The 23,650-nt window shown below is 42.3% G+C and carries 19 protein-coding genes; 6 read left to right on the top strand and 13 right to left on the bottom strand.

The annotated features are described in order from the left end of the window. Window positions 1-249: 249 nt before the first annotated feature. On the top strand, window positions 250-1,896 hold the full coding sequence (locus LX64_RS03240) for a UxaA family hydrolase (RefSeq protein ID WP_111596346.1): 1,647 nt from the start codon (window positions 250-252) through the stop codon (window positions 1,894-1,896). A gap of 168 nt (window positions 1,897-2,064) precedes the next feature. Here LX64_RS03240 and LX64_RS03235 read toward each other — a convergent pair whose 3' ends face one another. Genes LX64_RS03235 through LX64_RS03215 form a run of 5 tightly spaced genes read right to left on the bottom strand, consistent with a single transcriptional unit; the run spans window position 2,065 to window position 8,009 of the window. After that, a complete protein-coding gene (locus tag LX64_RS03235) occupies window positions 2,065-3,378 on the bottom strand; it encodes an MFS transporter (RefSeq protein WP_111596153.1) in 1,314 nt (437 codons plus the stop codon). Between the two features lie 38 nt (window positions 3,379-3,416). Continuing rightward, the gene (locus LX64_RS03230; protein ID WP_111596152.1) at window positions 3,417-4,079 is read right to left on the bottom strand and encodes a beta/alpha barrel domain-containing protein; all 663 of its coding nucleotides are present in this window, start codon (window positions 4,077-4,079) and stop codon (window positions 3,417-3,419) included. 26 nt (window positions 4,080-4,105) lie between these two features. Continuing rightward, entirely contained in the window at window positions 4,106-5,104 is a 999-nt protein-coding gene (locus tag LX64_RS03225; RefSeq protein WP_111596151.1) for a sugar kinase, read from the bottom strand. Further along, the gene (gene uxaC, locus LX64_RS03220; protein WP_111596150.1) at window positions 5,104-6,498 is read right to left on the bottom strand and encodes a glucuronate isomerase; all 1,395 of its coding nucleotides are present in this window, start codon (window positions 6,496-6,498) and stop codon (window positions 5,104-5,106) included. The genes LX64_RS03225 and uxaC overlap by 1 nt, the downstream gene beginning before the upstream one ends. Further along, entirely contained in the window at window positions 6,495-8,009 is a 1,515-nt protein-coding gene (locus LX64_RS03215; protein WP_111596149.1) for a tagaturonate reductase, read from the bottom strand. Before LX64_RS03215 ends, uxaC begins: the two co-directional genes overlap by 4 nt. Window positions 8,010-8,189: 180 nt before the next feature. Between LX64_RS03215 and mnmA the strand changes: the two genes are divergently transcribed. Beyond that, window positions 8,190-9,290 (top strand): tRNA 2-thiouridine(34) synthase MnmA, encoded by a 1,101-nt coding sequence (mnmA, locus tag LX64_RS03210; protein WP_111596148.1) that lies wholly within the window; start codon window positions 8,190-8,192, stop codon window positions 9,288-9,290. A gap of 77 nt (window positions 9,291-9,367) precedes the next feature. Here the strand turns inward: mnmA and LX64_RS03205 are convergent, their stop codons facing one another. Further along, window positions 9,368-10,537, bottom strand: a complete 1,170-nt coding sequence (locus tag LX64_RS03205; protein WP_111596147.1) for an RsmB/NOP family class I SAM-dependent RNA methyltransferase — start codon at window positions 10,535-10,537, stop codon at window positions 9,368-9,370. A gap of 160 nt (window positions 10,538-10,697) precedes the next feature. On the opposite strand from LX64_RS03205, the gene LX64_RS03200 reads away from it, so the two are divergent. Continuing rightward, the gene (locus LX64_RS03200) at window positions 10,698-11,177 is read left to right on the top strand and encodes an RNA polymerase sigma factor (protein ID WP_148707171.1); all 480 of its coding nucleotides are present in this window, start codon (window positions 10,698-10,700) and stop codon (window positions 11,175-11,177) included. Further along, a complete protein-coding gene (locus LX64_RS03195) occupies window positions 11,168-11,644 on the top strand; it encodes a hypothetical protein (RefSeq protein ID WP_111596145.1) in 477 nt (158 codons plus the stop codon). The genes LX64_RS03200 and LX64_RS03195 overlap by 10 nt, the downstream gene beginning before the upstream one ends. 711 nt (window positions 11,645-12,355) lie before the next feature. Here LX64_RS03195 and odhB read toward each other — a convergent pair. Further along, complete coding sequence (gene odhB, locus LX64_RS03190; protein ID WP_111596144.1) at window positions 12,356-13,918, bottom strand: 2-oxoglutarate dehydrogenase complex dihydrolipoyllysine-residue succinyltransferase; 1,563 nt, start codon at window positions 13,916-13,918, stop codon at window positions 12,356-12,358. A gap of 78 nt (window positions 13,919-13,996) precedes the next feature. After that, complete coding sequence (locus LX64_RS03185) at window positions 13,997-16,762, bottom strand: 2-oxoglutarate dehydrogenase E1 component (protein ID WP_111596143.1); 2,766 nt, start codon at window positions 16,760-16,762, stop codon at window positions 13,997-13,999. A gap of 273 nt (window positions 16,763-17,035) precedes the next feature. Between LX64_RS03185 and rpsT the strand changes: the two genes are divergently transcribed. Beyond that, window positions 17,036-17,290 (top strand): 30S ribosomal protein S20, encoded by a 255-nt coding sequence (rpsT, locus tag LX64_RS03180; RefSeq protein ID WP_111596142.1) that lies wholly within the window; start codon window positions 17,036-17,038, stop codon window positions 17,288-17,290. A gap of 148 nt (window positions 17,291-17,438) precedes the next feature. Here rpsT and LX64_RS03175 read toward each other — a convergent pair whose 3' ends face one another. Next, window positions 17,439-18,005, bottom strand: coding sequence for a hypothetical protein (locus LX64_RS03175; RefSeq protein ID WP_111596141.1), 567 nt, complete (start codon window positions 18,003-18,005; stop codon window positions 17,439-17,441). 38 nt (window positions 18,006-18,043) lie between these two features. Next, the gene (locus tag LX64_RS03170; protein ID WP_111596140.1) at window positions 18,044-19,057 is read right to left on the bottom strand and encodes a hypothetical protein; all 1,014 of its coding nucleotides are present in this window, start codon (window positions 19,055-19,057) and stop codon (window positions 18,044-18,046) included. Between the two features lie 185 nt (window positions 19,058-19,242). Here LX64_RS03170 and LX64_RS03165 point away from each other — a divergent pair, with 185 nt between their 5' ends. Further along, the gene (locus LX64_RS03165) at window positions 19,243-20,976 is read left to right on the top strand and encodes a M14 family metallopeptidase (protein ID WP_111596139.1); all 1,734 of its coding nucleotides are present in this window, start codon (window positions 19,243-19,245) and stop codon (window positions 20,974-20,976) included. A gap of 73 nt (window positions 20,977-21,049) precedes the next feature. Here the strand turns inward: LX64_RS03165 and LX64_RS03160 are convergent, their stop codons facing one another. The 3 genes from LX64_RS03160 to LX64_RS03150 are packed head-to-tail and all read right to left on the bottom strand — an operon-like array spanning window position 21,050 to window position 23,650. Then, window positions 21,050-22,108 (bottom strand): beta-ketoacyl synthase chain length factor, encoded by a 1,059-nt coding sequence (locus LX64_RS03160; RefSeq protein ID WP_111596138.1) that lies wholly within the window; start codon window positions 22,106-22,108, stop codon window positions 21,050-21,052. An 11-nt stretch (window positions 22,109-22,119) separates the two neighbouring features. Further along, a complete protein-coding gene (locus LX64_RS03155) occupies window positions 22,120-23,343 on the bottom strand; it encodes a beta-ketoacyl-[acyl-carrier-protein] synthase family protein (protein ID WP_211324717.1) in 1,224 nt (407 codons plus the stop codon). A gap of 1 nt (window position 23,344) precedes the next feature. Continuing rightward, on the bottom strand, window positions 23,345-23,650 hold the full coding sequence (locus LX64_RS03150) for a phosphopantetheine-binding protein (protein ID WP_245952528.1): 306 nt from the start codon (window positions 23,648-23,650) through the stop codon (window positions 23,345-23,347).

The following is a 23,650-nucleotide window of genomic DNA, read 5'->3' as shown; positions in this document are numbered from 1 at the left end:
AAAGATAAGAATGGAAAATTACATGATCTGATTTAAATATGCAAACGTTTGCATAGATTTTCGGATTTGAATGGAGGTAAGGTTGTAATTTTGAATTCATCTGAAAAGGATGTCCACGTTTTCCCGGGGCGCTAAATATTATAAGAAGGGAGCATACCTATGCGGGAATGGCCGGAAAGCGGCAAAATGTTATCATGGATAATCATTTTAGTATTAAAATCGGATTCTCAATTATCCTACATTAGCTATATGAACGTTTACTTACAAATTCATCCGAAAGATAATGTGCTGGTGGCTTTAAAAGACTTACCGGCCGGCGAAGAGATTGCATTTAATGGCGATACAATTACCTTACTAAATACCATCCCAGCTAAACATAAATTTACGATCGAAGCTATTGCAAAAGGCTCGCCTGTAGTAATGTACGGCGTTTTAGTAGGCAAAGCTTTAACAGATATTCACAAAGGTGACCTTATTACGGTAAATAACCTCGAGCACGATGCGAACGCTTTCCACGATAAAGATGCCAACTATGCTTGGCAAGCGCCAGATGTTACCCCTTGGAAAGACCGTACTTTTATGGGTTACCATCGTACTGATGGCCAAGTGGGAACACGTAACTTTTGGTTGGTTATTCCCATGGTATTTTGCGAGAACCGCAATGTAGGGGTCATTAAAACAGCGTTCGAAAAAGGCTTGGGCTTTGCTCCTGCCGAAACTTATAATAGCCAAGTGGAAGACTTGGTTTCGTTATACAAATCAGGCAATTTAGATGCTGTAAAAACATACGAACCTCATCCCACTACGCATCAAATACAACGCAGCAGCGTATTCCCCAATATCGATGGTATTAAGTTCCTTACGCACGAAGGTGGTTGCGGCGGTACCAGGCAAGATTCAGATGCTTTGTGTGCTTTGTTAGCGGGTTATATTCACCACTCGAATGTAGCAGGTGCAACTATTTTGAGCTTAGGTTGTCAACATGCCCAAGTATCTATCTTGCAAGCAGCTACGAAAAAACTGAATGCACAATTCGATAAACCGATCCTTGTTTTTGAACAACAAAAGTTAGGATCCGAATTCAATATGCTTTCTACGGCCATTAAAGAAACGTTCATGGCCTTGGTAGAAGCGAATAAACTCGAGCGTAAACCTGCACCATTATCAAAATTGGTAATCGGTTTAGAATGCGGTGGTTCCGATGGTTTCTCTGGTATTTCAGCGAATCCTGCTATTGGGCATACATCAGATTTGTTAGTGGCTTTGGGAGGCACTACTATTTTATCGGAGTTTCCCGAGTTATGTGGTGTAGAACAAGAGTTGATTAACCGTTGCGAAACAGAAGACAATGCCGATAAGTTTATCCGTATTATGCGTGCATATGAAAGTCAAGCTGAATCTGTAGGCTCTGGTTTCTACATGAACCCTTCTCCAGGTAATATTAAAGATGGTTTAATTACAGATGCTATTAAATCGGCCGGAGCTGCTAAGAAAGGTGGTACCTCGCCGGTGGTAGATGTGTTGGATTATACTGAATATGTTACCAAACCGGGATTAAACCTATTATGTACACCCGGTAACGATGTGGAATCGACTTCAGCAGAAGTTGGGTCTGGTGCCAACGTAGTTTTATTTACAACAGGCTTAGGTACCCCCACCGGTAACCCAATAGCGCCGGTTGTCAAATTATCTACCAACACCAAATTAGCGCAGAAAATGCCTGATATCATTGATATCGACACAGGCAGCATCATCAGCGGCGAAAAAAGTATTGCGAAAATGGGAGAAGAAATCTTAGATTACGTAATCGAAATCGCTAGCGGTAATGTGCACGCTAAAGCAGAAATTCTTCAACAAGATGATTTCATCCCTTGGAAACGTGGTGTGAGCTTATAGTTCACCGCCCCGACGAGTTTTCAACCGGGAACAGTACCATATAATTAACACAATCTGAAGGCCAACCTGCGCGGTTGGCCTTTGTTATTGCAAGATAACTTCAAACAAAAAAGCCGGTCATACAGCCGGCCTTTTGCTCTATTCAAAATCTAACTTTTCTTTTCTATCCTATAGCGCTGCTTGTTGCATTTTCGGTACACATAAGTGAATCACCAACAATGCCAACAAATATGCTGTACTTGCGTAAATGAAAATTGGCATATACCCGTCGATATGACCAACATACACCGATACCAAGGCCCCACTTACCCCTCCCATCATACCACCAATACCTGTTACAGAACCGGTTGCTTTTTTCGGGAAGATATCACTCACCATTGCCAAGATATTCGAAGAGAAACCTTGGTGGGCTGCTGTACCTAATGCAATCAATGCAATAGCTACATACAAACTGTTTGTTTGCGCTGCGAAAAAAATCGGTAATGCACAAAGTCCACAGATAAATAAAGTTGTTTTACGGGCTTTATTGGCACTCCATCCTTTCTTCATGAAAGTTGAGGTAAGCCAACCAAAAAAGATGCTACCTAGGTCGGAAATGATGTAAATAACGAGGAACGGGATACCCACCGATTTCAAATCCAATTTCTCATCCAAGGTATTATTCTTAGCAAAGAATAAGGGTAACCATGTAAGGAAGAAATACCAAACACAGTCGGTCAAAAACTTAGGTAATGCAAAGGCCCATGTTTGTGGATAACGGAAAAGCTTCAACCACGAAACACGTGCAGGCTTATCGTCTTCTTTACCATCAGGATCGCTTTCAATATAAGCCAGCTCTTCAGCAGAAAGATTTTTTACTAAACGTGGACGGTTGTACCAAAGTCGCCAGCATACCAACAACACTAATCCCAATGCGCCCGTAATCACGAACGAAGCACGCCAACCTAAGTGTGCAATAATAAAAGGCACAGCCAAAGCCGTAGCAATTACGCCCACATTCGCACCAGCATTCATAATGCCCGTAGCAAATGAACGTTCTTTGCGAGGGAACCATTCGGCAATTGTTTTTACAGCAGCAGGGAAGTTACCGGCTTCACCCAAACCTAGCATAAAGCGTGCGCCTACTAAACCGGCAGCACGGCTCACCAAGCCATGGACCATTCCTGCAACACTCCAAACGATCATCGATACCGAGAAACCTTTTCTTGTTCCTACCCTATCAATAAACCAACCTACTAAAAGGAAACCCAATGCATAAGCAATCTTAAATGCGGCATCTACATACCCTAACAATACTTTCAACTGCGCATCATCGGCGGCAGTAATAACGTGGTTCTTGGCTAAGCCGAGTATCTCGCGCTGAAAATCTTCGTTAATAACAGTAAACGACAATACTTGTCGATCAATATAATTGATGGTAGTGGCGAAAAATAATAGCGCAACGATACGCCAGCGGTACTTGCCAATAGTTGTGGAATTCATGTTTAACGCTCTAGTTGATTAAGGTGTGGATGTCCAAGTTACTTCACGCTATCGATATATGCAAACGTTTGCGTAATTTTTAATTTTAGCGCTTCCCAATCTTGCTGATCGATGATGTTTTTAGTAAGTAAGGTAGACCCCATTCCTACGCAAGTAACACCTGCACTAAACCAATCCTTCAAATTATCTTGCGTAGCCTCTACACCCCCAGTAGGCATGAATTTCAGGCCGGGGAACAAAGGTTTTATAGCGCGTAAAAAGTTAGCACCAAGGATATTTCCGGGAAATAATTTCACAAATGTGGCACCCAAACTCTCTGCTGTAGCTAATTCTGTTGGTGTCATACAGCCAGGCACCCACAATACATCGTGCGACGCACAGGTGGCTTGTGTAGCAGCATCTACTATCGGGCTAACGATAAAGTCGGTGCCCAATGCAATGTATTGTTGTGCTTCTGTAGCGGTTTTGATGGTACCAATACCCAGTAACATATCCGGGCAATGTTGCAGTTTGTAATCGAGCATAGTAGCGAAATTCTTTCTCGCATTTTCGCCCCTGTTGGTGAATTCGAATACACGAATACCGGCATCATAACTTGCCTGCAATAATTTTATGCAAAGGTTTGCATCATCATGATAAAAAACTGGCACTACGCCGCATTTTCCAAATGCATTCAACGCGTTACTCGGTGTTGTTGCCATATAAGATTATTTTGTTGTTGAGTGAATTACATCAATTGTTCTATTTGCTGTAGTGGCGTGGTGTTGAAGTCGCCCTTCAAGAACAACTTACTATACGCTGCTGCTGCCGCGAAGCTGATTGTTTTTTGTGCATCGTATTGATGAACCAATGCATGAATTAATCCCGCCATAAAGCTATCACCACTGCCTACACGGTCTACAACTTCGTTGGTATCGTAGGTTTTAGAGCAATACAATTCGCCATTCGTCCAATATACCGCGTAGTACAAGTTGTGTTGCGGACCATTGGAAAATCTATAAGTAAAAGCGATATGCTTGCAATGAGGGTATTTTGTTTGTATTTCTGTGGCTACTTCTCGCGCTGCTTGTAAATATGCTTCTTGGTTATTTTGATCAATAAGCGCTTGGTTCAAGCTTGTACCCAGCATGTTGTTTGCCGCCCAAATGTTCCCCATAATTACATCACAATAAGCCGTTAAACTAGGCATTACTTCTACCGGCTGTTTACCGTATTGCCACAATTTAGCGCGGTAGTTTAAATCCGTAGAAATAGTCATTCCTAAAGCTTTGGCGGCTTCCAACACTTCTTTACAAACAGCGGCTGCATCTTCACTAAGGGCCGGTGTAATAGCACTCCAATGGAGCCATTGTGCACCGGATAGCACTTCTTCCCAATTCACACTACCCGGTTGAATAGTACTGAACGAGGAATATTTACGATCGTACACCACTTCTGCATGCTTCAAGTCGGCACCTTGCGCGAGGTAATAAGTTCCTATTCTATCGCCACCAAACAACATACGTTCAGTAACAATATTTTTGTCTTGCAAAATAGATAGTGCTTGGATCGATAAACCGTTTTGTGGCACTCTACTTACATAAGCCACATCATTCCCCCAATTTCCTAAAGCCGCTGCTACATTGGCCTCGGCACCACCTACATAGATGGCCGCTTCATTGGTTTGTAGGTTAGGCGAAATACGAAAAAGGATTTCGCCTGTTGTAATTATTTGTACTGTTTTCATTAGCAGTTAAAATACGCTTTCGCATTGTGAAAACAAATAGCTTGGATCATTTTACCTAACCATGCTTCATCATTTGGTAATCGCCCGCTTTCCACATCTTTCCCGATCAAATTGCACAAGATCCTACGGAAGTACTCATGACGAGAATACGATAAAAAGCTGCGAGAATCTGTTAACATCCCCACAAAGCGGCTTAATAACCCGAAATTACTCAGTACATTAATTTGCTTTTCCATACCATCTTCTTGGTCTAAGAACCACCAAGCCGAACCATATTGCATTTTACCGGCAATACCGCCACCTTGGAAGTTGCCAATCATAGCAGCAAACACTTCGTTATAAGCTGGGTTCAAGTTATACACAATTGTTTTCGCCAACTGGTCGGTTTCATCTAACTTATCGAAGAAGCGGCTCATCCCTTGCGCTACTTGCCAATCGCCGATAGAATCTACACCGGCATCGGCCCCAATAGTACGTAGTAAGCGTGTATTGTTGTTGCGAATAGCACCTACGTGAAATTGTTGAGCCCATTGCTTTTCGTGGTTCCATGTGCATAAGTAATACAGCACAGCTGCACGGTAAGTATTGGTTTCGGCTGCTGTTAAAGCAGATTGGGCCAATATCTTCACAAAAATCTTCTCTAGTTCATCCACCGTGAAATCGGCTGCATAAAATGTATCGATGCCATTATCCGAAAGCCTGCATCCCATGTCGTGGAAATAGGTATGCCTTGCTTTGAGTGCTACCATTAAGCTTTCAAAACTGGTAATCGCAATATTAGATACTTCTCCCAGTGTTTTGAAATAGTTATTTAAAGCGGGCAAATCTGCTGTTAGTAATACTTTATCGGCCCTAAACGTAGGCAACACTCGCACACCGAAGGGGTGTGACTTAATTTGTTGATGGTATACCAACGAATCTGTAGGATCATCGGTAGTGCAGAGCATTTCTACTTTATAATGTAATAATAATTGTTGCGGGGTGAAGTGGGATAATTGTGCATTACACTGTGCATAAATCTCCGCTGCCGTGTTTTCATTTAACGAAGCAGTAATGCCGAACGGGTTCTTCAATTCCATGGCCGTCCAATGGTAAAGCGGGTTACGCATAGTATACGGAACAGTAGCCGCCCAAGCAGCAAACTTTTCTGCATCTGTAGCATTGCCCGTGATGTATTTTTCTTCGATGCCATTCGCCCGTAAAGCGCGCCACTTGTAGTGATCACCCTTCAACCACAAAGCCGTCATATTCTCGAATGGTTTGTTCTCCGCAATTTCCTGCGGCGGTAAATGGTTATGATAATCGATAATGGGCATACCCGCCGCATAATCAACATACAATCGTTTGGCTGTACCTGTAGATAATAAAAAATCTTCTTTTAAAAACCCGTTCATACTGTTTGGTGATCGTTGATGAATTGAGATAAATAGGCGTTAGGTGTTTGTGTAAACATACCGTGTAAATGAGCCGCAACCAACAAGGTGAAGCCCGGCAAGGCTCTCAATTCCTCGTTGAACAATAATTTACATACTTGTTCCACCAAATGTTGCAACTGGGGTAACTCCGTTACATCATTCACATCCGTCCAGCAGTTCGCAAATACAACGGCATTGTCATCCTTAATTTCATATAAAGTTTCGTTGAAACGCCCGAGGAATTTACCTCCTTCTTTCAATACAGGGTTCAAATAGAATAAACTGGTAGCGAAACCAAGGCATAACATAGCCGGTAAGTGACCGAATTGTTCGTAGTAGCGAACAATTGTTAAGGCATTACGGGCATTCGTTTTCGTGCTTTGTTGGAAGGTAATATTTTGAAGATTATGTACGATGAAAGGGTTGGCAAATCGCTCCAATACTTCGTTGGCAAACGTTTCTACACCCGGCACTATATCCTTTAAGGTAGGCGTAATTTCTTTTAAAATTACTGTTTGAAAGAAGCCTTTCATTGTATCGTTCTTCATACAATCGTGCACCGTTTGCAGGCCGAGCAAATACCCGGTAGCGGCAGCGGCGGTATGAGAACCGTTTAATATGCGGAGTTTCTGCTCGCGGAAAGGGGTAATAACAGGTAAAATACGCATACGTTCATCGGCTTGGTGGAATGACAATACCTTTTTCACCTTCTCATCGCCCTCGATAGCCCATAACAAGTAGGGTTCCGTGGTAATCCACAAATTATCTTGGTAGCCGGTATGGTTCCATAAAGGTTCCAGTTCTTTGGGTTTACCCGGTACAATCCGGTCGACCAAAGAGCTGCAAAACGTATTCGCATTCACCATCCATAGTTGAAAATCGGCTGGCAACTCGTTGTAAGCAGCTAATTTCATCAGGGTTTCCTTCAATAATAGGCCGTTATCTACCACTAATTCCGTTGGAACAATCACAAATCCTTTGTCGGCCGCCCCTTTATAATGGGTAAAACGACTGTACAGCACGGCTAGCAGCTTCGCTGGAAAGCTGTTAGGTACGCCTTCGAAAATAGATTCTGGGGTGTATTGAATACCCACTTCCGTGGTATTGGAAATAATTACTTGCATGGTAGGCTGGTTGGCCGCTTCCAAAACTTCGCTCCATTTTGCAACCGATTGCAAAACACGAGAAATAGAAGCATTTACCAGGTAGCCGTCAACCAATTGATTTTGGGAAACGCCTTTAATATTGGTCGTGTACAAGGAATTTTGCACATCAAATTCTTGGGTATCACCGCCTGTCGACTTCACCACAACAATCCTTCCTTTAAAAATCTGTTGTTTATTGGCTTTATCTACGAGGTAATCTACCAGTCCCCTTAAAAGTACGCCTGTGCCGAATTGTAGAATACGTTCTGGGTACTCGAACAGTTCAGGTGTTACTTTATACTGCGGGTGTTTTAGGATAAAATCTTTTGATAATACAGGCAGCATGGATAATAATTTATTCGCTTTGAGTAGTAAATATAGTTGTAGAAAAAAGAAATTCCTACTGTTTTGGTAGAAAAGCCAGGCAATAGTTAAAAGCTATGCTAATATCGAAGGTATCTATACATATCCACACTGCTATTGACCGGATTGTAGTAAATTTGCATCCTTAAACATTTTTTTATAATGAGTAGACATGGAAAAGTGCTAGTAGCAATGAGTGGCGGTATCGATAGTACCGTTACAGCCCTTATGCTGCATAACCAAGGCTACGAAGTTGTGGGAATTACGATGAAAACCTGGGATTATGCCTCGGCTGGTACTTCTAAGAAAGAAACCGGCTGTTGCAATATCGACTCGTTCAATGATGCGCGTGCTGCGGCCGTTCACCATGGTTTTCCACATTTCATTTTAGATATACGCGAAGAGTTTGGCGACTTTGTTATTAATAATTTCGTTGATGAATATTTAGCGGGTCGTACCCCAAATCCTTGCGTATTGTGTAATACGCATATCAAGTGGAAGGCTTTAATGAAGAGAGCCGACGCTATGGACTGCGAATTCATTGCCACTGGTCACTATGCAAGCATCCGCACGGAAAACGACCGTGCCATTATTAGTAAAGGTATCGACGAAACGAAAGACCAGAGTTACGTACTGTGGGGACTGGAACAGCCGGTAATGAAGCGTACATTGTTGCCTTTGGGTACCTACCGTAAAACGGAGATTCGCCAAATGGCATTCGATTACGGCTACCCAGAACTGGCGAAGAAGGCTGAAAGCTATGAGATTTGCTTTGTACCGGACAACGATTACCGCGGTTTCTTGAAACATAAGGTAGAAGGTCTCGAAGAACGTGTAGAAGGTGGTAATTTCATTCTGAAGGATGGTACTGTTGTAGGTAAACACAATGGCTACCCATTCTATACCGTTGGTCAACGTAAAGGCTTGATAGCCTTAGGTAAACCTGTATATGTAACGGAAATTCGCCCAGAAACGAACACAGTTGTTTTGGGTGATGAAACGGACTTACAGAAAAATGAAATGATTGTTTCTGGCGTGAATATGATAAAATATCCCGAAATTACAGACGGGATGGAAGCGATCACGAAGATCCGTTACAAAGATAAAGGTGCATTAAGTAGTCTTTATAACGATAACGGCACAGTGAAAGTGAGATTCTACGAGCCAGTAAAAGGGATTGCCCCGGGCCAATCAGCCGTTTTCTATGATGGCGACGATGTGATTGGTGGCGGTATTATCAGGAGTGGTAATATCTTTGGATAAGAAAGTAAGTACATCAATGATAGAAAACGTCCCGTGTTTCATTACCGGGACGTTTTTTTATGGGTATAAGCTTCCATTTATATTTTCGTGAAGCGCACAGCATACATCGTATCTGCTCCTTTTTCATAGCCTTCAATGAGGCCCCCCTCTTCTTGCTTTAATTTGCCTGTTGCTACTAATTTCTCTACCATATCTTCATTTTCTGCCTTGAAAACGGAACATGTGATGTAGATGAAAGCCCCACCAGGGCGAACGTAGTTCAGTACATTCATAGCAATTTTCTCCTGTAGATCGGTGTATTCCTTAATTTTAGCGGCTGTAAAGAAGGCTAAGTTTTCTGGCGTTCGGCCCCAGGTACCCGAACCACTGCAAGGTGCATCGAGGATAATACCATCGAATTGTTTGCGGGGAAGGCTGTGGGCGAAGTTATCTACGGTTAAATCAATCACTTGCGCACTGTAGTTACCAACACTGGCTTCGCTGAAACGAGATTTTAGGTTTTGGATGATGGAAGCCCGTACATCGCTTACCAAAAGGTTTACGCTTGGCATTTGGTCTTTCAATAAGATCGACTTGCCACCGCTAGCAGCACAGCAATCCCACCAATTTTCGGCTCTTTTGGGTTTAAACAAGCTACCTGTTTGTTGAGAGGATAAGTCTTGTACTTCGTACCAGTTCTTCTGTGGGAATATTTTTTCCAGGTTCGTACCGTTGGGTAATTGGATAGTTTGCTCCCCGATTTGCACGAAAGCTGTATCCGATAAACCAAGGTGCTTTAATAGCTGGTCCATTTTACCTGGTCTTGCACGTATATACAAGTTGGGTTGCTTTAACATCGATTGGGCCCATTCTTCCCCTTTTATCCCGGCCGAAAGCTCGGCAGTAAAAGGAAATAAGGCATCCGCGGAGAACCCGTTTCCATTCAACTTCACCAAAGGCAATTTATCTTCCAAAGGCAAACTAATTTGCTCGTTTAGCCCCGGTGAATGGAAATTGAGAAAATCGTTCTGCTCATCCTCGCACAAAAAAACACCTGCTTTAATGCGTTCTTCCATGTTCGCCGATTGCTCCCATTGTCCTAGCCTGAAATAGTCATATACCAATTGCGATACCCAGCGGCGATCGCGGCTACCCATTTTCGGGTTTTGCTTAAAAAATCCTTTCAAAAAGTGGTGCAAAGGCACGTCTCCCCCGTATTGCTGAAGGATTTGCACAGCCGATTTTAAATAATTCTCCCAACGCGTCATGCCGCAAAAATACGGTTAATTTACCACCGCGCGGTGTATACCACGAAACGGTGATTTTCACTAGATATTTTTTTATATGATACGATTTACCTATTTTTAAATATGAACTGAATCACTACGCTTGCAGCAGGATAATGTACATATAAATGAACATGAGCTCGTGAACCAGTTGTTAGCAGGACAACCCCTTGCGCAACAATTAGCTTATGATAAATATGCAGCAGCCCTCTATAGCTTAGTATTACAAATAGTAGGCGACACAGATACAGCGAACAACATAATAGTGAACTTATTCTCCTACTTATTCACACATGTACAAGAGTTTCAGTCATCCGGGTACAACACCTTATTTTCCTGGCTCTATAGAAAGGCACGGGAACTGGCAGTGAACCATTCATTGTCGATAACTAGTAATTCGTCGCAAGCGACCTCTCTAACAAGGCAGAATTTGGGTGCAATTCAAAGATTTGCATCAACGCTAAATGAAGCAGAGCAACTGGTATTTAAACTAAGTTATTTTAATGGCTTGCCATTATCTGCTATAGCTAAGCTAATGGGAAAGGAAGAAAAAGAAATAGACCTTATTTTAAAATCTGCAATGATTAATTTTCGTAAATATATAAGTACACATTGGATTTAAAAAACTACATATCGAGCGGTATCATCGAAAGCTATGTATTAGGCTTGGCCACTCCCGACGAGGAAAGGGAGTTGGAGAAGATGCGCCGTCTCTTTCCCGAAATCAACACCGAGATTGATGCCGTGGAAAGGAGTGTAGAGCGTCTTGCCTTTGCGGAAGCCGTAATGCCACCGATGGAAACACGTTCGCGCGTGGTACAGCGGATTGAATGGAATGAAGGCTACAACAATACAAAGACCGGTTCCAACACGAATTTCTACAACATTAATCTGAATGGCGACCACCAGAATTCAATCACGGTGCATAAGTGGTGGCGCATCGCTTTTGTTAGCTTAGTTGTATTATCTAAGATCTTTTTGTTCCTCGCGATTCTTTATTATTTAAAGTTCAAGCAAATAGCTGAACAAGCGGCACAAACGCCGGCAAAAGTTGAACAACAACAAGTACAGCAATCTTCTGTACGTTAACTCTCTTTACCAAACTTCACCTTTACGGGGCCGTAACCCTGTATCTCTTTACCACTTTCTACATTAATTTACGCTTTACACGATTGTTAATAACGTGGTGGGTACTTATTGTTTGCTACTGAGGCAGTTATGCTTAAGTAGCCTAGCCATATATTGCCTTCTCGCTATTAGAGCACTATTCCCTGTATTGATAATCAATACCTTTACGTATAGATTAGGGTGATATTAGACGATGTCTTCCCATTAGGAAATTACCGGGTCTCCAAAGGCTGTAAATAAGTAAAACAACTGGGTATATTGATCTATTACCGATGACTATATATGGAAATACTATATAAATACGATGTAATTACATGGATTTACATGGAAACTACATGGAATTACCCTAAAATTACATGGAAACTACATGGTAGTTACTTACTCGGAAGCTTGTCGACAAACATAATAGGAGTCATACAGGCATTTAACTAGTTCCCAAAAGGCAGGATGGTACAGGGAACGATGATTAACATTCATAATGAAGCAACCAGGGCACAAAAACTACTAAAACCACTGGTAATTAACTAATAAGATACATTTTAGTCTAAATAAAGGCTACGGTAAGCAATTATGCTTCATACCAACTGTATTTCTCCACCGCTACGCCTAAAAACAACAAAGCGTATAGGCTTTTCCTACACGCTTCGATGTTATTGTTTAAATTGTACTTACTTACAGTTTTAATAAAGCCTTCACTGGATCTTTACCGAACAACAATTGTTCTGGGTTTTCCAACATCTCTTTCACACGTACCAGGAAGCTAACAGACTCGCGACCATCGATAATACGGTGATCGTAGCTCAAAGCCAAGTACATCATTGGGCGAATTACCACCTGGCCATTGATAGCCATTGGACGTTCTTGGATTTTGTGCATACCGAGGATAGCCGACTGCGGGATATTGATGATAGGTGTACTCATCAAAGAACCAAACACACCACCATTGGTGATGGTGAAGGTACCGCCGGTCATTTCTTCCATGGTTAATTTGCTATCGCGGGCTTTGGTAGCTAATTCAACTACTTTCTTCTCGATATCAGCCATACTTAAGCTTTCCGCGTTACGGATTACAGGTACAACCAAGCCTTTTGGAGCCGATACGGCGATAGAAATATCTGCGTAATCGTGGTATACGAGGTTTTCACCATCGATATAAGCGTTTACAGCAGGGAATTCTTGTAATGCAAATGTACATGCTTTTGTAAAGAAGCTCATGAAGCCCAAATTCACGTCATGCGCTTTTTTGAATACTTCTTTGTATTTCGCACGGATAGCCATGATGTTGGTCATATCTACCTCGTTGAAGGTAGTCAACATAGCAGTGGTATTTTTCGCTTCTACCAACCTGCGAGAAACTGTTTTACGCAAGTTGCTCATTTTTTCCTTGCGTTCTACGCGGCTGAACAATTCGTGGCCGATAGCAACACCTGGATTTTCCAATGCAGCGAAAACATCATCTTTCATGATTTTACCGTTAGAGCCAGAACCTTTGATAGTAGCTGGATCTACTTTCTTATCCGCGATTACGGCAGCAGCTACTGGCGTTGCTTTCACATCACCTGGTAAGCTTGCTGGTGCAGCGCTGGCAGCTGGTTTAGCAGCCGGTGCAGCAGTTGCGGCAGGGGCAGCAGCTGGAGCAGCTTGGCCTGCTGGGCGAGCAGCTGAAGTATCGATCTTACAAGCCAAATCGCCAATTTTTAATGTATCGCCTTCTTTAGCAACGGTTGTTAATACACCTGCTTCTTCGGCTGTTAATTCTAATGTTGCTTTTTCAGACTCCAATTCGCCGAGTACTTCGTCGCGCTCAACGTAATCGCCTGTTTTTTTCCTCCAACTAGCAAGGGTTACTTCGCTGATTGATTCACCTACAGTAGGTACCTTGATATCAATTACACCTTTATTTACTGCAGGTGCTGCTGGAGCAGCTTCTGCAACAGGTGCAGCTGTTGCTGCCGGTGTAGCGGCGGCTGGTGCGGCCGGAGCTTCTGCAGCTGGAGCTGCCGATGTATCGATGGTACAAGCTACAGCGCCAATGTTCAATGTAGCACCTTCTTCTGCTTTGATCGACAGAATACCGGGTTTTTCAGCGTTTAGTTCGAACGTTGCTTTCTCAGATTCCATTTCGCACAAAACCTCATCTTGTTGCACGAAATCTCCATCTTTCTTTAACCATTTTGCAATTGTAACCTCGCTTATAGACTCTCCTACCGTAGGAACTTTAATTTCAATAACCATATAAAAGATGTTGATGGTTGACCTCTACTCTCTTCTTCAAGTAGAGATGAATATTTTGAAAATTTTTAGGTAACCGTTTTAAATGCTGAAAGCAGTTTCAATAATTTCTGCTTGCTCTTGCGCGTGCACTTTCGCATAACCTGTAGCAGTGGCTGCACTTGGGTTACGACTAATTACACCGTAATTAAACTGTTTCAAGTTCATTTGCAAATAGCTAGCGGCACCCATGTTCAAAGGTTCTTCTTGTACCCAGAACCATGTAGCACCTTTATATTTTTGATTAATTGCTTCCAATTGAGTGATTGGCAAAGGATACAATTGTTCCATACGAACAATCGCTACATCTTTACGATCTTCCTTCATCTGTTTTTCACTCAAGTCGAAATACATCTTACCAGAACAAATCAACACTTTTTTAACGCGAGATGCATCATCAATAAACGGATCATCCAATACTTCTTGGAAACCGCCTGTCGTAAAGTCTTTAATATTAGACTGGCTACGTACATGACGCAAGTTCGCTTTTGGCGAGAAATTTACCATTGGCTTACGGAAAGGCAATGCTAATTGTCTACGCAATGCGTGGAAGAAGTTAGCAGCTGTTGTACAGTTTGTTACGTAGATATTGTACTCTGCGCACATTTGCAAGAAGCGTTCTAAGCGAGCACTAGAGTGTTCAGGACCTTGACCTTCGTAACCGTGTGGCAACAACATCACCAAGCCACTCATTTTCTGCCATTTAGTTTCGGCGGAAGTGATGAATTGGTCGATAACTGTTTGAGCACCATTGCTAAAGTCGCCGAATTGTGCTTCCCAAATCGTTAACGAGTTCGGGTTAGCAATAGAGTAACCGTATTCAAAACCCAGTACAGCGAATTCGCTTAATAATGAGTTAAATACCCTGAATTTGCCTTGTTTATCGGCAATTCTGCTTAAACGGCTATATTCTTCGTTCGTTTCTTCGTTGCGTAAGATCGCGTGGCGGTGCGAGAAAGTACCGCGTTTTACGTCCTGGCCGCTCAAACGAACGTCTTTTCCTTCAGCTAAAATGCTGGCATATGCCATCAATTCACCGGAAGCCCAGTCGAGTAAACCGCTTTCTTCGTATAATTTTTGTTTCTCTTGGATAAGCTTTTCTACTTTACGTAATGGTTTAAAGCCTTCTGGGATAGCCATCAATGCTTTAAAAATCGCATCCGCTTGTTCTGTAGAAATAGCTGTTTCAGGAGATTTATTGAAATCGTCTGGGGTAGATTTACGTAACGATTGCCACCAGATTTCTGGTTTTTGGTACGAATAAGGCAAAGGATGTTGCTTTACTTCGTCTAAGCGATCTTGTAAGTCCTTCCAGAAGCTTTTTTCCATTTCGGTAGCCAAAGCTGCATCTACATCACCATTTGCAATGAGTTGTTTTGAGTAGATTTCACGCGGGTTAGCATGTTTCTCAATCAAATTGTACAATGCAGGTTGGGTGAACTTAGGATCATCACCTTCGTTATGTCCATGGCGGCGGTAGCACACCAAGTCGATATAGATATCTTCGTTGAACTCCTGGCGGTAACGGGTAGCGATTTCTGCTACTTTAACAGCATATTCTACTTCGTCGCCATTCACATGGAAAACAGGAGATTCTACGATAGCAGCTACGCTAGTAGAGTAGTTAGAAGAGCGGGCATCCTCGAAATCGGTAGTGAAACCAATTTGGTTGTTAATAACGAAGTGGATGGTACCACCTGTGTAATAACCACGGAGCTTGCTCATTTGCGCGATTTCGTATACCACACCTTGGCCGGCAATAGCAGCATCACCGTGGATAAGGATCGGCAAAATTTTATCGTAATCACTTTCGTAGATCACGTCGGCTTTAGAACGAGAGAAACCTAAAACAACCGGGTCAACCACTTCTAAGTGGGAAGGGTTGGGTGTTAATTGAAGGTTTACTTCTTTGTTGTGAGCCGTTTGGAGGGTAGAACGGAAACCGAGGTGATATTTCACGTCGCCGCTGCCCATAGTTGTGTCTGGCGTGGCGTTACCTTCGAATTCAGAGAAGATCTGTTCGTAGGTTTTGCCGAGCGTATTGGCTAAAACGTTCAAACGTCCGCGGTGCGCCATACCGATTACCACTTCTTGAACGCCATGATCAGCAGCAGTAGTGATGATAGTGTCCAAAGCTGGAATGGTAGTTTCGCCACCTTCGAGAGAGAAACGTTTTTGACCGATATATTTCGTGTGTAAGAAACGTTCAAACATAACGCCTTGGTTGAGTTTCAACAAAACGCGTTTTTTCTGTTCAACGGAAAGTGGCTTACGCATGGTAGTTTCCATTTCGTTTTGCAACCACTCGATTTTCTTAGCATCGTTGATATACGTGAATTCAATTCCCACGAAGCTCGCATATACGGCCTTCATGTGGTCAACAATTGCTTGCAAAGTTGCTTTTCCTAAGCCCACCACTTGGCCGGCATAGAATTCGGATTTCAAATCGGCATCTGTTAAACCGAAGTATGAAATATCAAGATTTGCATGGCGATCTTTTCTTTCGCGGATAGGATTTGTTTTGGCTACGAGATGGCCCTTCTTACGGTAGGCCTGGATCAGACGGTAAACAGCTAGTTCCTTCACCAATTGCTCATTAGACACCGGTAATGCACCTGGCGCTCCATTTGTGGCTCCTGCGGCGGCTGCACCATTGGCGGCACCATTGGTGTTGCTTACCGCGTAATCAAACCCAACAAAAAATTTAGCCCAATCAGGATCCACAGAGGCAGGATCTTTACGATAATCCTGGTATAGAGACTCTATAAACGCAGGATGTGAGTTGGTGACAAATGAAAAGTCCTTCATTTACAACGTTAATTTAGCTTAGTCCTTGATTCAAATACTTTTCTAACGTATCTTATAATATATATGATACGGGATTGCAAATATCGCTCGTTTTTTGATAACCAGATAGTAAAAAATTAGTTCATTACATGTTTTTAACTTTGCCTTATATTTGCAGCTCATAATTCGTTTTTTAAACATCTACGGATAGCAATGCGGTAAAAGAAAGAGGATTTTATTTTTTTATAAAATAAAAAGTGTTACCTTTGCCGTCCGAAACTTGAAAATTTAACAATGGCAAACCATAAAGCAACGAAAAAAGACGTACGTCAAGCAACAAAGCGTAATGAGCGTAACCGTTACTACGGTAAAACAACCCGTAATGCCATCCGTGATATCAAAGCTATCACTGATAAAGCAGCAGCTGAGAAAGATTTACCAGGCGTGCTTTCTTTGATTGACAAATTGGCTAAACGCAATGTTATTCACAAAAACAAAGCAGCTAACTTGAAAAGCAAGTTGACTAAAAAAGTTAACACTTTAGCATAAGCTTAGTTTTTTGAATTCAAACTATATTTAGGCTCTTCCTATTTCATGTAGGAAGAGCTTTTTTAGTTTGTTGTAAGTATATTTAACCAACTGGTTATTAAGCATTTAGCTTTTCTTGCGTCGCACATTCGAACGGAAGGATGGTTCTTTAGGCTTTTGTTTTCCCAGTATTCACCAACTCCCCGTTGTCATAGAAATTGACCTCCCATTGCTTTTCTGCCATATCATATTTTCCCACTTTAGCCAACTCTCCATTTTGATGGAATTCTACGTGAAGTTCATCTAAAAGCCCGACGCTATACTCCCAATAAGCATAATTCCCCACCTTAACGCCCGTAAATACCTCTTTTTCATACTCCAAACGACCCAATTCACCTTGGAAAAATCCTGGATGTTGCGCATTCTTCACATTGTGTAGGCTATAATCTGGAAAAGTATTGTACGCTATATAAGTAGCTGGATTCAATTCCCCAGTTGCAGAAAATTCGTAATGCATGGTAGGCTTTCCTGTAAAATAACGGGCTAATAGGGCCACTTCCCCATTGGGATGTAGGCGAATATGGCGATTATGGGGCAAACCAGTCTCGAACTCTTGGTACGCGAATGTTCCTTTGACGATACCGCTGAATGGGGTTTCATCATAATACAAACACGCCCCTTTATATGATAAAGCAGGGTCGCTATCTCGTATGATATGGACTTCTTCTTTTGTCATGTTTCGAACTAGTTTATGCTTTCTTGCAATTCCCGTACCTATTTAGGTACACGCTCTACTCTTTCTACCATATCCCGCACATCTTTATCGTGGTGATCTCTAATGATGGCTATTATCCGGTCGTACTTTTCCCGGTCTGCATGCTTACATTGGTTTAAATATTCCTCTATAACAGCAATTTCGCCATCGCGGTGTAAGTATTCATGCGCAAATTCTGGAACATGCTCCGGCGTTTCTTCGGTCAATAACTCATAAATGGATGATTCAAATACTTCATCATTGACAACTATATTAGTTGCTGGCCAATCACCTGTATACTCTGTGGTTACAATCCAATCCCCTACTTTATTAAAGTAAACACCATTTCTTTCCCCTTCATAAGGGTTTATTTTAGTTATTTCTTTATACTTCGCCTCCCTTGTTTGATAATAACCCACATGTATACTTTCTGTTGGAATACTATTAGGATTAGCAGCAAACCATCCCTCCACCTCACTTTCCGATGTTCGCAATATGCCCTTATCACTTAAGGTTAAGTCAACATGAGAATTTTCTCCTATATGCTTGTTTGCTGGCAAAGTTCCGTTATAATTAAACCTAATTTCCCTTACATAGCCATTTCTATGAAAATAAACATATAAACCATCATTTACGTAGTCTTGAATTTCGGTATAGTCATATCCCCCAAACATGATTCCTTCTTGTACATTGTAATGCAAAATGATTTCATGACTATCTCTTGTGTCTACATCCATTTCATAAAGTACAGGGAATGGAGCTCTTCCCACTGTACTAACAGGTTTTGTTGTACCATTAAACGAAACCATCCAATCAATTTCTCCATCTTTGTACATACCAATCTCTTTAGGAAACTTACCCTCAAAAAGGATGAAGCGGCCATGTAAATAACCATTCTTAAATTCTTTATAAGAGAATACCCCCAACTGCACACCTGTAAAAGGTGCTTCAGCATAATACAATTGGTTATCTATTTCAGAAAATTGCGGGTCGTTGAATTGCTTAAAAGCATCCGGGAAGAAGTAGTGTTTCATAGTATGGGTATAGTTAGGTGGATGTAATATGCAAAATTAATACCATACCTCCAATAGCCACTCAACAGTACAAATGAGTGACACAACTACCGCCCAATAGCCAATCAATCGACGATTACATCCAGTACTATAACCATTCTTCAAATCGTTTTCTATTATTTGAGGTGGAATTGTAATTTACCCACATGAAAAGTTTTTTAACGGCAACGTTGCTGTTGGCGCTCTCGGCTTCTACAGCGGTTGCACAAGATCTAACCACGCGCTACGAGCGTACCAATGCCCGTGAAACGGCTACTTATTTCGAGACCATCGCTTATCACAAGATGCTCGATAAAAAGTTCAACCAAATCAAAACCATCGAAGTAGGCGAAACAGATGCCGGTTACCCATTGCACTTAACCATCTATTCTGCGGATGGGGATTTCGATTTCGCTTCGTTAAAGAAGAAAAATAAGCGGGTGATCCTCATCAATAACGGCATACATCCCGGTGAGCCAGATGGCATCGACGCATCGATGATGCTACTGCGCGACCTCGCCCTCGGCAAAAAGAAATTACCGAATAACATCGTACTCGCTGTTATTCCCTTATACAATATTGGCGGAAGCTTAAACAGAACGCCTTACTACCGCGTAGATCAAAACGGCCCCGATGAATTCGGTTCCCGTGGCAATGCACAAAATCTCGATCTTAACAGGGATTTTATCAAAGCAGATTCTAAGAATGCCCGTGTTTTCCATAAAATTTACCAAATGACCGACCCCGACGTGTTTATTGATAACCACGTGAGCAACGGCGCCGATTATCAACATATCATTACCTTGCTCTGCACACAGCACGACAAGCTAGGTGGCGTAATGGGGGAGTTCATGAACAAAGCGTTTGAACCCGGCTTGTACAAGCTGATGAAAGCGAAAGGCTACGATTTGATCCCCTATGTAAACCACTTCGGCGAAACGCCCGATAGCGGATGGATTGAATATGCCGATGGCCCCCGTTATTCCAGCGGTTACACCTCGCTTTTCCACACCTTTGGTTTCGTACCAGAAACACACATGCTAAAACCTTACAAACAACGCGTGGAAGCTACGTACGCTTTGATGGAATCTTTCATCGAATTCACCAGCGTGAATAGCGAAAAGATTAAGCAACTGCGTGAACAAACGAAGCAATCGGTGAAAACACAACAACAATTTCCACTTACTTGGAAAGAGGATATGACGAAATATAGCGAGCGCGAATTCAAAGGATATACCGCTACCAAAAAGCCAAGTGATATCTCAGGTTTACCACGCCTATACTACGATCGCTCGAAACCATATGTGCGTAACATTAAGTTCTTCAACTATTTCAATGCCGGTAACTTCGTATCGAAACCCGATGCCTACATTATCCCGCAAGGTTGGTGGGCAGTTATTGACTTGCTGAAAGGTAACAAGGTGCAAATGCAACGGTTGGAAAAAGATACAACTATCGAGGTGGAAGCCTACCGTATCGATAACTACAATACGCCGCAACGCCCATATGAGAAACATTATATCCACAATGGCACGAAAGTAACCGCGCAAAAAGAACGTATCGCGTTCCATAAAGGCGATTATATCATTCCAATGAACCAAGTGGCTAACCGTTACCTAATAGAAACGCTTGAACCAACAGGCCCAGATTCATTCTTTAACTGGAATTTCTTTGATGCTATTCTTGGTCAAAAAGAAGGGTATTCTAGCTACGTGTTTGAAGATACAGGGTACGAATATTTCAAGCAACACCCCGAGTTACAAACAGCTTTGGAAGAGAAGAAAAAACAAGATACGGCCTTTGCGAAAAGTGCTAGTGCACAGTTGAATTTCGTATACCGTAATTCACCTTATAATGAACCAGGTTTCATGCGTTACCCAGTTTACCGCTTGGTGAAATAACAATATTTGCTATATCAATTAATTGAAAGCCTCTGCATTGCGGGGGCTTTCTCTTTTATTGATGCATCAATTATTATTTAGACAATAAAATAAAGCTATGCTGTTCTCCCATGAAGTTATTGTAAATCAACACATGTTGTACGTTTTGCAAGCTTGCTGTATTATAAGCCTGTAAGCTTAATGGTAACGATTGATGCACGAGTATTTCTGTTGCTAACCAAGTAGCAAATGAACTTGCCGTATCATACTCGCCACACAATTGTTTAAAAGGAATTATGGTGGTAGATGGAGAGAATTGTTGGTGGAGATATTGATAATAGTGTGCAAAATTAGCATCGCCATTTTCGCCAGTTAATAAAACATCTATTGTGGGATTACCATGTTGGGCAAGGAATTTCTGCAGCCTGTTTCCCAGCTGTTCTGTTGTTGGCTTGTACACCATTTCCACGCCTTCGATAACGGCCAAGTTACGCGAGGCTGGTTTTGCTGTTACTAAGAAGTACGCCGAACCTTCGCCGGCAATGCTGCCCGTAGTTTGGTTATCGGCCAAGAATGTTTCATTAGTGGCACCTTCTTTCCAATGGCCGATCCGGCCTTTAATATAGAAGTGCTCTTCCGACATTTCTTCAAATGAACCCACCAACACCGATTCTACACCTTCTTGTAATTGCATGAGGGTATCTTGCAATGCGCTTTCGAAAGAAAAACCACGGTGCACAAATGTATTGTTATAACTCGTGCACTTCTGTTGCAAAGCAATTAACCCGTTCACAGCATTGTAAGTCGACTGGATAAATGGCGTAGGGTTCAAGGCTGTTTCCTCGTATTCGCGGATGTTCTTTAGGAACTTCTCCGTATCGTGCAAGCTACCTTTACCTGTACCGGTAATAATAGCACCAGGCACAGGAAACTCGCTACCCACTAAGCACTTCAATGCGGCTGTTTGCCCAATTTTCAACAACCTGCTCATACGGCGTAAATTATTCGGCGAGATAAAACCGCTATAATTAGGTTCAATCACGTTTAACAAATTACGGGTACTTGCTACAAAAGGCTGCGTGTGAAACTCGCCCTCGAACGTATGTTGTGGCGAAATAGCACTAGTAGCTTGTATGTAACATTTATTGAGCATGGGTATAAAAATTAAAGCTGTGCGCTGCTAATCACCAGCGACGCATTGTTCCCGCCGAATCCAAATGAATTGGAAATGACGTTATCGACAGTATAGTTTTCGAGTAATTGGGTTTCGGGTGAGATATTCAATTCTTCCATTCGCTCCGAAAAGTTAAGATTCGGGTAGATAAGGGAATGTTGAATGGCTAGCACCGAGAAGATGGCTTCTACTGCACCGGCGGCAGCTAAAGTATGCCCTGTAAAAGGTTTGGTGGAACTGAATTTAGGTACTTTGCTCCCAAATAAACGTTCCAAGGCTTTTCCTTCCGACACGTCGTTGTTCAATGTTGCGGTACCGTGTACGTTCACATATTGCACCTCGTTGAGTTGACGACCGCTCATGGCCAAAGCTTTTTGCATGGCTTCATAAGCACCATCACCATCGGGAGAGGGCGACGTAGGGTGAAAGGCCTCGTTTGTATTGCAATACCCCGATAATTCGGCCAGCACAGTACTGTTATTGCGTTTTACGCTACTTTCACTTTCCAACACCAAGTATGCAGCCGCTTCCCCTAGGTTAAGGCCGTTACGTTGGTGATCGAAAGGTTTGCAATGTTGCTTATCGATATTCTTCAAGGAGTTGAAACCGTTGATGGTGAAGCGGGTAAGTGCTTCTGTTCCACCACACACCACTTTCTCTAACATACCGTGCTTAATCATCCTAGCGCCATACATTAATGCATTGGCAGAAGATGAACAAGCGGTGGAAATGGTAGAGATATGGGATTGAAATTGTACTACATCCGCAATACGTTGCGTACAATCGGCACAATCCAAGGTGTCGACATATTGTAAGAAAGAGCCTGTTTTAGAAGGGTCGACAATATCAAAATACACATTCTCCGTATCGCACATCCCGCCAACGGTAGAAGCATTTACAAATCCTACTTCACTAGCATCCTCGATGTTTGCATTCGCCAATGCTTCGCGCATGGCAATAAGTCCCAATAAGGTAGTTCTTGTAAATCCTTCGCCGCCATTCGGTAATGCTGCCATTGCCGCTAAAGTTGCTGTAGCGTGCTTTACTTCGGCTACCGGCAGTATGGATTGATATATTGTGTCGATATACTGCGTGTAACCAATACCGGGTTGTTGCGCTTGTAAGCTGCGCAGGTTTTGTGCTACATTATCACCAATCGCGGTGATCATGCCTACACCGGTTATAAATACACGCTCTCCCATGGCTTCTTTCAAACTAGGCTACTTGTTTAGATTGAATGAACTCAGCCATTGACTGTACACTTTGCAAAATTTTACGGCCTTCGCGTGGATCTTCTACTTTAATCTTGTAGTTTCTTTCCAATAAAACCATCAATTCCAAAGAATCGATACTGTCTAAACCCAAACCCTCACCAAACAAAGGCGCGTTATCGTCGATGTCGGATGGTTTAGTGTCTTGCAAGTTCAATGCTTCAATGATTTGTTCTTTCAATTGCTGTTTTAACGCTTCCATAATGTTGTAGGTTAATCCCTTCTTCGTTTCCTCCGTAGAGATTATCAT

This window comes from Chitinophaga skermanii (assembly GCF_003259335.1).
Taxonomy (GTDB): domain Bacteria; phylum Bacteroidota; class Bacteroidia; order Chitinophagales; family Chitinophagaceae; genus Chitinophaga; species Chitinophaga skermanii.
Note: the sequence above shows the minus strand (reverse complement) of the source record. Positions and strands in the feature narration are given on the sequence as shown.

Bases quoted from the DNA above. Each gene is read 5' to 3' on its own strand.
- LX64_RS03240 (WP_111596346.1), top strand. From the start codon at position 250: ATGAACGTTTACTTACAAATTCATCCGAAAGATAATGTGCTGGTGGCT.
- LX64_RS03235 (WP_111596153.1), bottom strand. From the start codon at position 3,378: ATGAATTCCACAACTATTGGCAAGTACCGCTGGCGTATCGTTGCGCTA.
- LX64_RS03230 (WP_111596152.1), bottom strand. From the start codon at position 4,079: ATGGCAACAACACCGAGTAACGCGTTGAATGCATTTGGAAAATGCGGC.
- LX64_RS03225 (WP_111596151.1), bottom strand. From the start codon at position 5,104: ATGAAAACAGTACAAATAATTACAACAGGCGAAATCCTTTTTCGTATT.
- uxaC (WP_111596150.1), bottom strand. From the start codon at position 6,498: ATGAACGGGTTTTTAAAAGAAGATTTTTTATTATCTACAGGTACAGCC.
- LX64_RS03215 (WP_111596149.1), bottom strand. From the start codon at position 8,009: ATGCTGCCTGTATTATCAAAAGATTTTATCCTAAAACACCCGCAGTAT.
- mnmA (WP_111596148.1), top strand. From the start codon at position 8,190: ATGAGTAGACATGGAAAAGTGCTAGTAGCAATGAGTGGCGGTATCGAT.
- LX64_RS03205 (WP_111596147.1), bottom strand. From the start codon at position 10,537: ATGACGCGTTGGGAGAATTATTTAAAATCGGCTGTGCAAATCCTTCAG.
- odhB (WP_111596144.1), bottom strand. From the start codon at position 13,918: ATGGTTATTGAAATTAAAGTTCCTACGGTAGGAGAGTCTATAAGCGAG.
- LX64_RS03185 (WP_111596143.1), bottom strand. From the start codon at position 16,762: ATGAAGGACTTTTCATTTGTCACCAACTCACATCCTGCGTTTATAGAG.
- rpsT (WP_111596142.1), top strand. From the start codon at position 17,036: ATGGCAAACCATAAAGCAACGAAAAAAGACGTACGTCAAGCAACAAAG.
- LX64_RS03175 (WP_111596141.1), bottom strand. From the start codon at position 18,005: ATGACAAAAGAAGAAGTCCATATCATACGAGATAGCGACCCTGCTTTA.
- LX64_RS03170 (WP_111596140.1), bottom strand. From the start codon at position 19,057: ATGAAACACTACTTCTTCCCGGATGCTTTTAAGCAATTCAACGACCCG.
- LX64_RS03165 (WP_111596139.1), top strand. From the start codon at position 19,243: ATGAAAAGTTTTTTAACGGCAACGTTGCTGTTGGCGCTCTCGGCTTCT.
- LX64_RS03160 (WP_111596138.1), bottom strand. From the start codon at position 22,108: ATGCTCAATAAATGTTACATACAAGCTACTAGTGCTATTTCGCCACAA.
- LX64_RS03150 (WP_245952528.1), bottom strand. From the start codon at position 23,650: ATGATAATCTCTACGGAGGAAACGAAGAAGGGATTAACCTACAACATT.